13 protein-coding genes, 1 tRNA gene and 1 pseudogene are annotated in these 13,959 nt (G+C 54.7%); 6 read left to right on the forward strand and 9 right to left on the reverse strand.

Features of this window, described 5'->3' with window-relative positions; translation table 11 throughout:
• Nucleotides 1–9: 9 nt before the first annotated feature.
• From ACR0IU_RS12510 to ACR0IU_RS12520, 3 genes are all read left to right on the forward strand, one after another.
• Nucleotides 10–1,077 carry an NAD(P)/FAD-dependent oxidoreductase gene (locus ACR0IU_RS12510; RefSeq protein WP_480716474.1) on the forward strand — a complete coding sequence of 356 codons (1,068 nt, stop codon included), beginning with the start codon at nt 10–12 and terminating at the stop codon, nt 1,075–1,077.
• Entirely contained in the window at nt 1,074–1,727 is a 654-nt protein-coding gene (locus ACR0IU_RS12515) for a DUF938 domain-containing protein (protein WP_480716475.1), read from the forward strand. The genes ACR0IU_RS12510 and ACR0IU_RS12515 overlap by 4 nt, the downstream gene beginning before the upstream one ends.
• Nucleotides 1,728–1,798: 71 nt before the next feature.
• On the forward strand, nt 1,799–2,134 hold the full coding sequence (locus ACR0IU_RS12520) for a carboxymuconolactone decarboxylase family protein (RefSeq protein WP_170775129.1): 336 nt from the start codon (nt 1,799–1,801) through the stop codon (nt 2,132–2,134).
• A gap of 66 nt (nt 2,135–2,200) precedes the next feature.
• On the opposite strand, the gene ACR0IU_RS12525 is transcribed toward ACR0IU_RS12520, so the two are convergent.
• From ACR0IU_RS12525 to ACR0IU_RS12540, 4 genes are all read right to left on the reverse strand, one after another.
• The gene (locus ACR0IU_RS12525) at nt 2,201–4,708 is read right to left on the reverse strand and encodes a GcvT family protein (protein WP_480716476.1); all 2,508 of its coding nucleotides are present in this window, start codon (nt 4,706–4,708) and stop codon (nt 2,201–2,203) included.
• A 138-nt stretch (nt 4,709–4,846) separates the two neighbouring features.
• Nucleotides 4,847–6,091, reverse strand: coding sequence for a hypothetical protein (locus tag ACR0IU_RS12530; RefSeq protein ID WP_480716477.1), 1,245 nt, complete (start codon nt 6,089–6,091; stop codon nt 4,847–4,849).
• 111 nt (nt 6,092–6,202) lie between these two features.
• On the reverse strand, nt 6,203–7,600 hold the full coding sequence (locus ACR0IU_RS12535; protein ID WP_480716478.1) for an FAD-binding oxidoreductase: 1,398 nt from the start codon (nt 7,598–7,600) through the stop codon (nt 6,203–6,205).
• A 27-nt stretch (nt 7,601–7,627) separates the two neighbouring features.
• Nucleotides 7,628–8,614: a 2-hydroxyacid dehydrogenase gene (locus ACR0IU_RS12540; protein WP_480716479.1), complete on the reverse strand. Its 987-nt coding sequence runs from the start codon at nt 8,612–8,614 to the stop codon at nt 7,628–7,630.
• A gap of 137 nt (nt 8,615–8,751) precedes the next feature.
• On the opposite strand from ACR0IU_RS12540, the gene ACR0IU_RS12545 reads away from it, so the two are divergent.
• Nucleotides 8,752–9,273 (forward strand): SH3 domain-containing protein, encoded by a 522-nt coding sequence (locus tag ACR0IU_RS12545; RefSeq protein ID WP_411353642.1) that lies wholly within the window; start codon nt 8,752–8,754, stop codon nt 9,271–9,273.
• Between the two features lie 28 nt (nt 9,274–9,301).
• On the opposite strand, the gene ACR0IU_RS12550 is transcribed toward ACR0IU_RS12545, so the two are convergent.
• Entirely contained in the window at nt 9,302–9,811 is a 510-nt protein-coding gene (locus tag ACR0IU_RS12550; RefSeq protein WP_480716480.1) for a ferritin, read from the reverse strand.
• Nucleotides 9,812–10,174: 363 nt separating this feature from the next.
• On the opposite strand from ACR0IU_RS12550, the gene ACR0IU_RS12555 reads away from it, so the two are divergent.
• Nucleotides 10,175–10,249 (forward strand) — tRNA-Gln (locus tag ACR0IU_RS12555).
• Between the two features lie 172 nt (nt 10,250–10,421).
• Here ACR0IU_RS12555 and ACR0IU_RS12560 read toward each other — a convergent pair.
• The 4 genes and pseudogenes from ACR0IU_RS12560 to ACR0IU_RS12575 form a co-directional block, all read right to left on the reverse strand.
• Entirely contained in the window at nt 10,422–11,114 is a 693-nt protein-coding gene (locus ACR0IU_RS12560) for a hypothetical protein (RefSeq protein WP_480716481.1), read from the reverse strand.
• Nucleotides 11,087–11,584, reverse strand: coding sequence for a recombinase family protein (locus ACR0IU_RS12565; RefSeq protein ID WP_480716482.1), 498 nt, complete (start codon nt 11,582–11,584; stop codon nt 11,087–11,089). Before ACR0IU_RS12565 ends, ACR0IU_RS12560 begins: the two co-directional genes overlap by 28 nt.
• A 12-nt stretch (nt 11,585–11,596) precedes the next feature.
• Nucleotides 11,597–11,818 (reverse strand): ParB/Srx family N-terminal domain-containing protein, encoded by a 222-nt coding sequence (locus ACR0IU_RS12570; RefSeq protein WP_480716483.1) that lies wholly within the window; start codon nt 11,816–11,818, stop codon nt 11,597–11,599.
• Nucleotides 11,819–12,507: 689 nt separating this feature from the next.
• A pseudogene (locus ACR0IU_RS12575) lies at nt 12,508–13,311 on the reverse strand (DUF1194 domain-containing protein).
• A gap of 52 nt (nt 13,312–13,363) precedes the next feature.
• On the opposite strand from ACR0IU_RS12575, the gene ACR0IU_RS12580 reads away from it, so the two are divergent.
• Nucleotides 13,364–13,618, forward strand: coding sequence for a hypothetical protein (locus ACR0IU_RS12580; protein WP_480716484.1), 255 nt, complete (start codon nt 13,364–13,366; stop codon nt 13,616–13,618).
• The last annotated feature ends 341 nt before the right edge of the window (nt 13,619–13,959 follow it).

The following is a 13,959-nucleotide window of genomic DNA, read 5'->3' on the forward strand; positions in this document are numbered from 1 at the left end:
AGAACACGTATGATTGATTTCCTGATTATCGGCGGCGGTATCGCCGGGTTAAGCGCGGGTGCCCGCCTGTCCAAGCACGGCACCGTCACGGTGTTAGAAGCAGAGGATGCGTTGGGCTATCACACCTCAGGTCGGTCCGCCGCCCTGTTTGAAAAGGGATATGGGCCGCCCTCCGTCAAAGCTCTGAACGAAAAGAGCGCTGCTTTCTTTGAAGTCAATGAATACCTGACACCGCGTGGATTGATGCTGGTGGGTGCCAAGGATCAACAAGAGTTGTTCCTGAAGGAATCTCAAGACCTTGGAGTTCAGCAAATTTCTCTGGACGAGGCTACAAAGCAAATCCCGATCCTGAATGCCGACACCGTAGGACATGTTGCCATCAGCAATACTGCCTTTGACATAGATACGGACCGGATGTTGCAGGATTATGCACGGATCATCCGACGCAACGGTGGATCAGTCCTGACCCGAGAGAAGGTCGGCAGCATTCGCAAGTCCGGTCACTGGGTCGTTGAAGCCTCTGACACCTTTGAAGCCCGCAACTTGGTAAATGCCGCTGGCGCATGGGTGGACGAAGTGGCGCAAATGGCAGAAATCCAGCCAATCGGTATTACTCCATTTCGTCGGTCCATGGCCCGCCTACCATCGCCTGGAGGGCATGATGTGAAAAACTGGCCCATGATGCTGGGTGTCGCTGAAACCTGGTATGCCAAACCCGATGCCGGAAAGTTACTCGTTTCACCTTGCGAGACCGATCCGACCTCACCCCATGATGCCTATGCCGACGACATGGTTCTGGCAGAAGGTTTGGCACGGTACGAGGCCATGGTGACAGAACCGGTGACACGTGTTGAAACAAACTGGGCCGGGCTGCGCAGCTTTGTATCGGACGGCACTTTGGTTCTTGGGCCAGATCCCACAGACCGAACCTTTATCTGGTCTGCCGCGCAGGGCGGATACGGGTTTCAGACGGCCCCGGCTGCCTCGCAACTTGTGGCAGATCTTGTAACAGGTACTGAACCATCACTTAATGCCACGACTGTGCAAGTGCTGAAGCCCGACAGGTTGCGCAGATGACGGCGCGTAAACTGCCCCCCAATGCAAGCGTCGCCACAGAAGGTGATGACGGCATGCTTGTCGCCCCAGCAGCAAGCCGAAACGCGGCTGTGCTTTGTGATCTGATTGCGCGTGTTGCCCCATCATCGGGCCGCGCGTTGGAACTGGCCAGTGGCACAGGTCAGCATGTATCGGCCTTTGCCCGGCGGTTGCCCGGACTTCATTGGCAACCCAGCGAAGTCACCTCGGAACGGCGCGCTAGTATTGACGCCTATTCGACCGGGCTGAGAAACACTTCCCCTGCACTTCATCTGGATGCAACCGCGGCAGGTTGGCACAAAACCATAGTAAGGCAAGATTTGGTTGTGCTGGTCAACCTCTTACATCTGATCAGCTTACCCGAGGCTGAAACCTTGATTGCCGAAGCCGCGCGCGTTTTGAACTTGGGCGGGCGTTTGGTGCTATATGGCCCTTTCAAACGTGATGGGCGCTTGACCAGCGAAGGCGACCAGAGATTTCACGACGCGTTGGTTCATCAAGATCCAGAGATTGGCTACAAAGATGACACCCAGATAGTGGCGCTGTTCTCTGAAAATGACCTCGAACTGGTCGAGGTCGTTCAGATGCCCGCGAACAACTTGGCAATCATAGGCCAAAAGTCAGCAATCTGATCAGGATCAAAGCCGGTCCCCTTCTTATGTATCATATGCAATTTATCATATGTTTTAAGAAGGATGTTGTAATGAGCTGGCACGAAGCACTGGACGGGACCCGCAAAAGCCTTCGCAATCTCAACGGTGCCATTCCCGATACCGCCCGAGCCTTTGGTGCCTTGGGGAAATCGGTCAAAGAAGGTGGGATCCTGGACTACAAAACCAAGGAATTCATAGCGTTAGGCATGTCGATCGCCGTTCGGTGCGAGCCTTGCATCACCCTGCATACCGAGGCGTTGGTCAAAGCAGGCGCCACTCGCGATGAGGTATCGGATGTGTTGGCGATGGCGGTGCAGATGGGTGGCGGGCCATCTATGATGTATGCGGCGAAAGCCCTAGACTGCTTTGATGAGTTGAACGCATAATAAAAGCCCACCGGAGGCGGGTTTTTTGGGGAAGGCGGTACAGGTTTGTGCCGCCTTTCTGAGTTACTAGCCGTCCTTACGGATGGTTTCATTCTTCGGATCGTAGGGGCTGTCGCATGTGACGACCGCATCCCACAGTTTGTCCTGAATTTTGATCTGAAGCTTAGTACCTTCGACCGCCAGTTCGGGTTTCACATAGCCCATGCCGATGGACTTCTCGAAGGCCACCGAATAGCCACCGGAGGTCAGACGACCGACGCGCTCGCCTTCCGGCGTGTACAGCGCCTCGCGGCCCCATGGATCGGCATCGTCCGGCCCGTCGATCAGCAGAGTGCAGCATTTCACGCGTACGCCGGTCTCTTCCAGCTTGGTCTTGCCGTAGAAGTCTTTCGACAGATCAACAAAGCGTGGCAGGTCAGCTTCCAGAGGGGTTGCGTCACGGCCCAGTTCTGTACCAAACGCGCGATAGGATTTCTCCTGACGCAGCCAGTTCTGGGCGCGCGCGCCGACCAGCTTCATACAGTGCTTCTCACCGGCTTTTTCCAGTAGGTCGAACAGGTAATTCTGCATCTCGATCGGGTGGTGCAGTTCCCAACCCAGTTCACCGGTATAGGCCACGCGGATCGCGTTGACCGGGCACATGCCCAGTTCGATCTGACGGGCCGACAACCACGGGAAGCGCTTGTTGGACAGTGCAATTTCCGGATCGGCGTCCTTGATGACCTCTTTCAGCACGTCACGCGACTTGGGTCCGGCGATGGCGAATACGCCCCACTGGGTGGTCACGTCCTGGATCTCGATATAACCGAACTCCTCCATCTTGTCCTCGGCCGCCTTGCGCAGATAGTCGGCGTCGTACTCGGTCCAGGCACCGGCAGAGACGATGTAGTAGTTGTTCTCGCCGTTGCGGACGATGGTGTATTCGGTGCGGGTGGTGCCGTGCGAAGTCAGCGCGTAGGTCAGGTTGATGCGACCAACTTTGGGCAGCTTGTTGCAGGTGAACCAGTCCAGGAACTGGGTCGCACCGGGGCCCTTGACGACATGCTTGGTAAAGGCCGACGCGTCGATCAGGCCAACGCCTTCTCGGATCGCTTTGGCTTCTTCGACGGCATACTGCCACCAGCCACCACGACGGAACGAGCGGCTTTCCTTGTCGAAGTTGTCTGGCGCGTCGAGCGGGCCGAAATAGTTCGGACGTTCCCAGCCGTTGACCCAGCCAAACTGAGCGCCACGGGCTTTCTGCCGGTCATAAGCCGGAACAGTACGCAGTGGACGGCAGGCTTCACGCTCTTCATCCGGGTGGTGCAGGATGTAGACGTGCTCATAGCACTCTTCGTTCTTGCGCGCCGCAAATTCGGTGGTCATCCAGTTGGACGAGTAACGCTTGGGGTCTAGCGAAGCCATGTCGATCTCGGCTTCGCCATCGACCATCATCTGTGCCAGATAATAGCCGGTGCCGCCTGCAGCGGTGATGCCGAACGAGAACCCCTCGGCCAGCCACATGTTGCGCAGACCCGGAGCCGGACCAACCAGCGGGTTGCCGTCAGGGGTGTAGCAGATTGGGCCATTGAAATCGTCTTTCAAACCGGATTCGGCGCAGGAGGGAACACGCTCTGCCATCGCCATGTACTGATCGGCAATCCGGTCCAGATCCAGCGGGAACAGGTCAGCGCGAAAGCTGTCCGGCACGCCATGTTCGAACTGCGCAGGAGCGCCATGTTCGTAGATACCCAGTATCCAGCCGCCACGTTCTTCGCGTGCGTAGGATTCGTTGTCGGCATCGCGGACAACAGGGTGTTCGGGGTTGCCCGCTTCGCGCCATTTGACCAGTTCGGGGTCTTTGTCCATGACGATGAAGGTATGCTCGACCGGGATGGCAGGCATCTTGATGCCCAACATCTTGGCAGTGCGCTGCGCGTGGTTGCCTGATGCGGTCACCACATGCTCGGCAGTGATCACAACCTGCTCATCTGAAGGAACGAGGTTGCCGCCCTTCTCGACCATCTTGGTGCAGGTGACTTCCCAGTGGGTGCCGTTCCAATGGAACGCATCGGCCTGCATCTTGCGAACAATGTCGACGCCGCGTTGACGAGCACCCTTGGCCATCGCCTGCGTTACGTCGGCAGGGTTAATATAGCCGTCCTCGGTGTGATAAATTGCACCCTTCAGGTCCGAGGTTTCGATCAGCGGCCAGCGCTCTTTGATTTGGTCAGGGGTAAGCCATTCGTAGGCAACATCACAGGTCTCGGCTGTGGACGCATAGAGCATGTATTCGTCCATACGCTCTTGCGTCTGTGCCATGCGCAGGTTGCCCACCACAGCGAAACCGGCATTTAGCCCGGTTTCTTCCTCAAGCGTCTTGTAGAAATCGACCGAGTATTTGTGGATGTGGGTCGTCGCATAGGACATGTTGAACAACGGCAACAGGCCCGCTGCGTGCCAGGTGGAACCGGATGTCAGTTCGTCCCGCTCGATCAGCATCACATCATCCCAGCCTGCCTTGGCCAGGTGATAGGCAATCGAGGTTCCGACGGCGCCGCCGCCGACAACCAGTGCTTTGACTTGGGTTTTCATAGCCGGGTGTCTCCCCTTGGAATCTGTTGACACCATATGGCGCATTTGTGGCGCCCGGCGCGACATTCATCCGACCAGTGATAATAGAAAAACGACCCGCAATTGATGCAGGTTCGTTATTCGGGCGTGACAATCCGATCAGTTTTTACCGAAGGTGCAGCGTTTAGAGCTTCCACTCATTGCGCAGGAAGATCCTTCGTTTCCCTTTCGAACACGGACGTCTGAGCGTCCTGCGTTTGCTGCAGTAGCGACGGCGCCGCCGCCAAATGCCCCAAAACCGGGGATCTTCTGTAGCAATCCATTGATAAAACCGCCACCCGTGTCAGTCGAGTTGGCGTCGGCTTGACGTTGATCCGAATGCAAAATCAACTCAAGCGCCTTTCCATAAGCCATCTGCAAATTGTCCTGGTTTTCAAAGACTTTGCCGCCAGTGATATCGGCCAGGCCTTCTGCGTTGAAATCCGTCTCTGTGAGCGTGTTCAACATCACAGCTCCGATGTCCATGTTCTCGAGTTTCTGCTGTGTCACCTTGTCCTGCATAGCCACCATTTTGCCATAGAGGTTCAGCATTTTTCCTGCCATTTCAGGCTGATCCTCCAGTGGAACATAAATACCCTGCCCTGTCGCAACCGAGGGAAATTCCAATAGTGCATTCAGCCCGGGCAAATCGACTGAATTCAAAAACTGCCGGATCGTGGCATCGCTTGCATTGGTGTGCAGACGCAGCACTACCTCTTCATCAAATCCGATGCGACCTTTGATCTTACGGATGTCGCTTTCTTGAACATCGCCAGAAAGACCCTCGGTCACTTCCGCAAACGCCACTCCATCAATGACAGCATATCCGTTAGAAAACTGCATCGCGTTCATAAAGTCGGCCTGTCGCCCCAGTGCTAGACCAACCAGAGTATTGCGTGCTTTCTTAGGCTTCAATGTGATGTCGAACCAGACGATTTCACCATCTTTTTCATAAACATAACCCGACTCTGCCAGCTTACGTATCAGACCCTCGCGCCCCTCATTTGTGAGGCGCTGTAATTCAGCCTGACCGGAAATAGAGCTGATCATGGGCGAGATTTCATACCCCGACAGAACCGCCTGAACCGGCTTGCTATCGGCATCTGTCAGATCATGGCGCCCCCAACCCTCGGGGGGAGATGGCAAAAAGGATTTTGCGCCCGCATCCCAGCTTTTCTTGCGCTCACGTTCGGCCTGCTTGGCGGCCTGCTCGGCCTTATACAAGCCGAAACGATCATTGATCGTTTCGACATAACCTGCAAAGGACAATGTATCGTCGTGCTTTTTATCCTGCTGGTAATAGTCAAGACCCGCGACAACAACCGCCGCGATCAGCAAAAATCCAATGAACCGCAAGGCGCCCATAAATCAACCTCAGAATCAATTAGTGCTCTGAAGAGATTCAATCCTATGAAATTTGGGCGTGGATATGACCGATCCTTGGAATTATCTGTCCATCGACATACAGCTTATATACTAAAGAATCTTCCCCGGATTCATGATGTTATCAGGATCCAGCGCCGATTTTATCGCCGCCATATAGGCCGTCGCTGCACCCAGTTCTTTCACCAGATAAGGGCGTTTTCCTTGCCCTATTCCGTGCTCCCCAGTGCAGGTGCCTTCCATCGAAATAGCCATATCGTTCAGCCATCCAACGAAATCCTCAGCGCTCGCGACTTCAGCCGGGTTGTCCATATCGATCAACAACAGAGTATGGAAGTTTCCGTCTCCGACATGACCCACAATCGGGGCCAGCAGTCCCAACTCGGCTGCTTTTTCCTGTGCGGCTGTCACACAATCGGCCAGACGCGAGATCGGAACGCAAACATCCGTTGAAATCCCCTGCGCGCCCGGTCGCAATTGCAGGCTGGCCCAGTACATGTCGTGCCGGGCTTGCCACAGCTTGTTGCGCTCTTCGGTTGTCGAGGTGGTGGTGATATCGCTGCCACCGAATTCTTCCGCGATTTGCCCAAAGGACTCGGCCTGCTCAGCCGCTCCGCTGTCGGAACCGTGAAACTCCAACAACAACAGCGGCGTTTCAGGCAGATCAAGTCCTGAATAGGCGTTTGCCGCTTTGACAGACATCTGATCCAGCAGTTCGATCCGGGCAACAGGGATGCCATATTGAATGGTCAGCATCACAGCTTGGCATGCCGCATCCACTGTTGGAAATGAACAACGCGCAGAACTGATGGCCTCGGGTATACCATGCAGACGTAAGGTTATCTCGGTGATAATGCCCAACGTCCCCTCGGCACCAATCAACAGACGCGTCAAATCAAACCCGGCCGAGGACTTGCGGGCCCGATGTCCAGTGCGGATCACTTGCCCGTCAGGCATCACGGCCTCAAGGCTAAGCACGTTGTCTTTCATTGTCCCATAACGCACTGCGTTGGTGCCAGACGCACGCGTCGCGGCCATGCCACCCAGAGACGCATTCGCGCCCGGATCAATGGGGAAGAACAGCCCCTGATCCCGCAGATGGGTATTCAGATCGGCGCGGGTGACACCCGGCTGTACCACGCAATCCAGATCACCGACGTTGACGGCTAGTATCTTGTCCATCTGGCTCAGATCGACGGAAATCCCACCGGCAGGCGCGTTCACATGCCCCTCAAGCGAAGTGCCTGTACCGAAAGGGATTACCGGCACTTTATGCGCGGCACAGACCTTAACGATATTCGCAACTTCTTCGGTAGAGTGCGGAAAGACCACCGCATCAGGGCTCTGGTTCGCGATCCAGGTCGTAGTGTGCCCGTGCTGCTCACGGATCGCGGCACCGGTTTGCAGCCGGTCTCCGAATCTTTGTTTCAGAACTCCGACAGCGGTTTCTATTCCGGCTTCATTTCGCGGCAAAGCGGCTGCCTGCACCATTGCGTTCCCTTTCCTTCAGGCTGCGGCCTATAGCATTGCAGGTACAACCTGATCAGGTGGCCGATGGCCGTCCTCGAATGTCTTGATGTTGATGATGACCTTCTCACCCATCTCGATCCGACCTTCGAGCGTGGCCGAGCCCATATGAGGCAACAAGACTACATTTGGCAGTTGCCGAAGGCGAGGATTTACGTCTGTGCCCTGCTCATAAACATCCAAGCCCGCGCCAGCAATTTCTCCCGCACGGATCATCCGGGTCAACGCGTTTTCGTCTACGACTTCACCACGTGAAGTATTCACGATCACAGCCGAGGGTTTCATCAGCTTCAATCGCCGCGCATTCATCAAGTGAAATGTCGACGGCGTCGACGGGCAATTGATCGAAATGACATCCATTCGTGCAACCATCTGGTCAAGGCTTTCCCAGTAGGTCGCTTCCAACTCTTGTTCAATTTCTGGGCGCAGGCGGCGGCGATTGTGATAGTGCACCTGCATTCCAAAGGCACTGGCACGGCGGGCAACCGCCTGCCCGATCCGGCCCATGCCAAGAATACCCAACCGGCGTCCACCAACTCTGCCACCCAGCAAGGCAGTCGGAGCCCACCCGGCCCAATCGCCTTTTTGCATGACGCCCAGCCCCTCAGGGATACGCCGGGTCACCGCCAGGATCAGTGCCATCGTCATATCTGCGGTATCGTCGGTCAGAACGCCTGGAGTATTCGAAACAAGAATGCCCCGCTGCCGCGCTGTCGCCACATCTATATTGTCGACACCCGCACCGTAGTTCGCAATCAAGCGCAAATTCTCGCCTGCCTGCCCCAAAATACCGCCATCAATGGAATCGGTGATGGTTGGGACAAGCACATCTGCTTCTTTCACTGCGGCAGTCAGTTCTTCGCGTGTCATGGGATCATCGTTGTCCCGCAGCTTTACATCGAAAAGCTCGCTCAACCGGGTTTCCACCGCTTCGGGTAACCGTCGCGTAACGACAACACTCAGACGTTCTCTTGGCACCTTAGCCCTCCTACCGCTTTGCAAACAGCCGCGCGCCATGGCATCGTGGCGCAGGATTACACGGGGCACAAGAACCCCTTGGGCATCGTCTCAACCTTTTTTTACGCACGATCGACAGGCATAAGAGCAGACAGGCAGTGAGTGCTAGTTTTTCAGTGAATCGCCATTTTGTGGCGTTGATCTCGGTGTTTCTTCTCGCGTTTGGCGCTGTGGCCGCGTCTGCGCAGGAAAAACGTGGCCAAGTCACGAATCTGCCTCTACCCCGATATGTCTCAATGAAAGCGGCCGAGGGTAATGTGCGCCGCGGCCCATCTCTGACCCACCGAATCGACTGGGTGTTCAAGCGACGCGGCATGCCGCTGCAGATCACGGCTGAATACGGAAACTGGCGCAAAGTGCAGGACCACGACGGCGCAGGGGGTTGGGTTCACTACGCTCTGCTTTCAGGCGTGCGGACTGTTCTCATAGAATCCGACTTGCTGCCGGTTTACACCCTGCCCGACCAAAATTCGCAGGTGAACGCGCATTTCGAAACCGGGGTTGTCGCCCGACTAGAGCAATGTACACCGGATTGGTGCCGCATTTCGGCCGGAGGCTATCGTGGCTGGACCCTCAAGAACAATCTTTGGGGGGTCGATCCCTCTGAAATTCGGGAATAACCACCCCTTATCCTGAGTTCTGCGTTGGTTAACCCTCGGCTTGCCCGCTGCCGCGCTTGGCCAGTTCCTGATCCAGCAGCAATAGATTCCAGCGATCTCCGTTGGCCGCCTTGGCCTTATCCAATATCGAAATGAACAAATCCTCTTCCTCGATCTGCTCTGCCAAAAACCAGTTCAGCATATTCTGCGTACTGTATTCCTTGACCTCGTGCGCCAGCTCGAACAACGCATTGATCTGCCCGGTTACTGTCTGTTCCTGCGCCAGAGCCTGTTCGAGCACATCAACAGGCGATTCATATTCCGTTTGCGGCTTGGCGATCCCCTCCAGGTTGATCCGGCCACACCGCTTGGCGATAAAGTCGAAAATACGCATTGCATGAGTATCTTCTTCTGCGGAATGCCCCCGGAACCAACTGGCGAAACCTGGCAGGTCCTGCGCCTCGAAATAGGCCGACATCGCCAGATAGGTATACGAAGCATGAAGCTCATTATTTATTTGATTGTTCAATGCCTCTGCAACTTGCGAGTTCAGCTTCATAATATGCTCCTTTTTTGGATAGCGGACAATAATCACCTAGGTGAGTGATCGGGAAGTTTCAATCGTAAAACTCTATTTTAATACTATATTTCAACAGGTTAATAGGCGCATCATGCAATTGAAACTCAGTCGCAGGTTGAAGTTCATATGCATAAACCAAAAGCTGCACCTTTGCCAAGAATTCCAAGAAACGCTCACCTGAACCAATCCTTGGAATTCACCATCTTTCAATACTTCGAGCAGTTTCCAAAGAGCGGTAGACATCACCAAACCGCTGTCAGAAAAATCTTCAGATCGAAATGATATTTGTCCAAAAAAGCCCTTGAACCCCGAAAGCAACAGTCGTAGATAGCCGCTCACCGTTGGGGTGTAGCCAAGTGGTAAGGCAGCGGTTTTTGGTACCGTGTATCGTAGGTTCGAATCCTACCACCCCAGCCACCCACTCGTCCATATCCAGACCGTGCAAGGTGTGCTCTGAATAGTCGCGCGTTATCCGCGGGTTGGCGGCTCGGCGCAATCGCGAAGACCGTGGACCATGCCGGTACACGGCCGCAAATCTCTGAAAGTCTGCGCTCGGCGTTTTCACGGTAGCAGGTGTCGGTTTGGTGGATCAAAGAGTCGCGAGAAGCGCGCGCTGGTCCTGCCAGTCTGATGGCAGGGTTCGCGACTTGCACCAGTCGGACGTAAAGCCGAGGGGCTGATTGTCCGTCAGAACGTCGTGAATGATATCTGGCGCGAGGAAGGCAAGATCAATCATATGCTGGACGCGTCGTTTGGAGATGCCGTCGTTTCTAGCGATATCACCAAAGGTCTCGCCCGCCTTGATCCGCTCCAGCCAGTGATGTGCGAGCGCAATGTTCCGTATCAAAGCCTCGTCTTTCCCAGCTGGAGTTTCGGCCAGAATAAATTTCGTCTCAACGCCACGCTTCCGTAGCTGGAAAGGCGCTTCGAGCTGGAGCGCAATTGCGTCCATTGCATCGATGTCGATATCCAGAGCAACCGCGACGGCTTTGGGATCGAGCTTGAGCATGACTTTGCCGGGTGCAATGTCGATCCGTCCCACGAGCGGCAAGATCTTTTTGCGATCCGGCTCTGGGGCCAGGTCCGTCAGCTTGTTGAGAACCCGGGCGACCTTACCGGCGTCGCACTGCGGGCAGAGGCGCCCTGCAAATGTCGGGCTGGTGAGATGGTTGCGCGCAAGATTGCCGACTTGGGCCTCGAGATGATCCGCCGGCAGGCGCCGTCCATCAAGGTTCTCCTCCCCGCTGCGCGCGATCAACCGGTGCGAGACATTATAGCGCATACGGGTACCCTTTTTGTTCGTGAATGCGAGGGCGTCAGACGGTCTCCGGTTTCATCGAAGATCTTCCCACAGAGCAGCGACACGCGGCGCGGCGCCTTTCTCAAGCGTATTCGGGAAGCCATCCCTTGCAACCTAAGCTGAACCGCGTCCCATCGGTCGGGGGCAATGATCGCGTCATGCTGACACTCATGCACTTGATCTTTGTGCCGGATGCGCCCTGCATAGACCGGGTTCGTCAGGATGTGATGGATATGCCCGCGGTCGAAGGCGCCGCCACCACGGATCTCACCAGAAGACAGGGTTCTGCGCCGGGTGCGCAACCCAAGCGCATCGCCCTTCTCTTTCACCGCCCGGATGAAACCGTACTGCTCGTAAAGCGCGTAGAGCGTTCGGATCGTCCCGGCCTCACACTTATTGATCTTCAGCGTCCGGCCACCCGGATCATAGGCGCGTTTTTCCTGATCCGTCATGTGATCAAGCCGCTAACACGGAATCTCGCGAAGACCCAACTTCTTGGCGGCCTCAACACGACCATGCCCGGCCAAGATCACTCTGTGTTCATCGATCAGCACTGGGTTGGTGAACCCAAACCTCTCAATACTGTCAGCAATCTGACCAACCTGCTTCTTCGAGTGTGTTCGGGCATTACGGGCCCAGGGATTGAGTTCGCAGATCGCGATTTGCTCTATTTTGTCTCTTACCATCTTCTTTCTACCTCTATTCCTGTACAGTTATTCACACGACCAGACACGCCGGCCGCCTAGCGGAGCACCCGCCAGAAAAGCAAAAAGGACGGCCGTGCGCGCGCAGTCGTCCCTTCTGCAGGTTGGAAACACCCAGGGAGAACACAACATGAACATTTTACTTCTGCAACACCCAAGATTTGGCTGAATCGGTTGTTTCGAAGAGCAAGATTCCAGACAGCCTTTGTCGTCGTGAAAAACCTGTCCCGGGAAGATCCCTGAAGGCGAGGAGGTTTCCCCATTTTCTTGAGGCAAAATTCCCTGATCAGGGGAATGGATTTCCCTGTTCTACAAGAACACGGAAATCAGCTGTAACGCTTTGAATTAACGTCCTTTACCAGGGCTCAAAGCTACGAAACCGGCTCAAATCAGGCCGAAATCATGAAATTCCCCTGTAAATACCCTGTAAACAGGGATTTCTGCTCGAGACTGGCTGCACAGCCAAAATAATCTTTTGCGAATTACCCATAAGCGTGCTAATTTCACTCGGTTCTTGCAAATCGATGTCAATAAGTTTGTCTACTCACACTGTGTCGAAGATTTACCACCATCTGTGCATTTCTATTGAAAGCTTAAAACACTAGTTTTCCTCAGAAAATTGCTGCTGACTTTTTATATCGAGCCTCGGGCGGTTGATGCAAAGGCCGCTTCTAGGGTTCGCTCCAGATTTGTTGGTTCCGTTCCCAGATCTTCTCGCCAATCAGGCAGTCATAGTCTGAGGGTGCGATGTATTGCGCCTTCATAGCCTCTCCTATTGCTGGCGCTGACCCAATTTCCAGAACCAATTTTCGTCGTACGGTCTCCGCAAAGCCTTGCCAGTCAAGCACCGGGATTACGAATGAACCAGGTCCGCCCGTCACACAGTTCTGGTAGTAGACATCAAGATCGTCGAGGTGCCACTGGCTCCCCATACCTTCACGGGTCATCAGCGGTAACCCATTTATGGTGATCGACTTCGACAATACTGCCTCACGGGCTTGCAAAACCGGGCGACCCTGATTGTTAGGCCCGTCGCCAGATACGTCGATAACTTTACGCAGACCTTCGAATTCGTTCCCTTCGATCCTCCTTACCCCGAAGATCAGGGCCTCAGAGATTGAAGTGCGGCGCAAGGCGGGATCGAAACGCGTGGTCAGAACACCCGCAAACTCATTCAGATCAGCGCGCGTTTCTAACAGCATCCAGTCAACAATAACGTCTTGTGTTCCCGCCTACTCGACGTATGTCATAGCTACCCGTTACAAAGGGCCCGACTGAACAGCGGCGAAAACTTCATCCGACATCAAGGCTGCGGCGTAACCCTGCCGCTGAATCTCGAGTTCTCGCTCAGTCATCGACCTTGAAACATCGACAAGAAGGGCCAGTTCCAGATCGACTTCAATTTCCTCAGACGCGACAGGAGTTGCCGAGAGAGAGGCAATTACGACAATTGTCAGGAGCAAGTTACGTAGCATCAGTTACACCTATTCTGGTCACCCGGTTAGCGCGGCCGCCGGATTGAAAAGCATGGAGATTTTTGAACACGAGAAGCTTCTCGAACATGTTCGAAAGGTCGCTCCGATTTTCCAGGATCAACTAAAACAGTTGCGTCAGGTAGACATCGTTGCCGATGTGCGTGGGATGGGGCTGATGGGGTGCGTTCAATGCTCGGTTGATGGTGATCCCCAGAGCGATTTGGGAAGCGACTACGAAATTGGTGGTCAGATCGATATCGAATGCCAGAAGCGCGGGTTACTAGTTCGACCTGTAATCAACATGTGAGTTCTTTCACCGCCTCTTATCATTAGCGAAAGTGAAATTTTGCAGATGTTTTCTATCTTGCGCGAAGGGCTTGAAGCGACAAAAAAGTGGCTCGGCAGGATCCGCGACCTATAAAAAGCATGTAACACTGTTGCGAAAGTCCCTCGGACGGGATGCCACTGTAGCAATTGGATTCCGTGCTCAATGTCCGCAATTGGCGCTAGCTAGAATTTGAAATGTCTGCTTTTTGCGCCTTGTCATCATATTAACAGTTCGCAGAACAGCATCGCTTCCCGCCCTAACTATTGATTCCTGAGCCTCCAGGCCGCATGTATGATAGCATTACCTGTAATCTAAGAATC

This window comes from Ruegeria sp. CL5, from assembly GCF_056536485.1.

Coding starts and splice junctions, on each gene's coding strand:
- ACR0IU_RS12510 (WP_480716474.1), top strand. CDS start 10: ATGATTGATTTCCTGATTATCGGCGGCGGTATCGCCGGGTTAAGCGCG.
- ACR0IU_RS12515 (WP_480716475.1), top strand. CDS start 1,074: ATGACGGCGCGTAAACTGCCCCCCAATGCAAGCGTCGCCACAGAAGGT.
- ACR0IU_RS12520 (WP_170775129.1), top strand. CDS start 1,799: ATGAGCTGGCACGAAGCACTGGACGGGACCCGCAAAAGCCTTCGCAAT.
- ACR0IU_RS12525 (WP_480716476.1), bottom strand. CDS start 4,708: ATGAAAACCCAAGTCAAAGCACTGGTTGTCGGCGGCGGCGCCGTCGGA.
- ACR0IU_RS12530 (WP_480716477.1), bottom strand. CDS start 6,091: ATGGGCGCCTTGCGGTTCATTGGATTTTTGCTGATCGCGGCGGTTGTT.
- ACR0IU_RS12535 (WP_480716478.1), bottom strand. CDS start 7,600: ATGGTGCAGGCAGCCGCTTTGCCGCGAAATGAAGCCGGAATAGAAACC.
- ACR0IU_RS12550 (WP_480716480.1), bottom strand. CDS start 9,811: ATGAAGCTGAACTCGCAAGTTGCAGAGGCATTGAACAATCAAATAAAT.
- ACR0IU_RS12560 (WP_480716481.1), bottom strand. CDS start 11,114: ATGCGCTATAATGTCTCGCACCGGTTGATCGCGCGCAGCGGGGAGGAG.
- ACR0IU_RS12565 (WP_480716482.1), bottom strand. CDS start 11,584: ATGACGGATCAGGAAAAACGCGCCTATGATCCGGGTGGCCGGACGCTG.
- ACR0IU_RS12570 (WP_480716483.1), bottom strand. CDS start 11,818: ATGGTAAGAGACAAAATAGAGCAAATCGCGATCTGCGAACTCAATCCC.
- ACR0IU_RS12580 (WP_480716484.1), top strand. CDS start 13,364: ATGGAGATTTTTGAACACGAGAAGCTTCTCGAACATGTTCGAAAGGTC.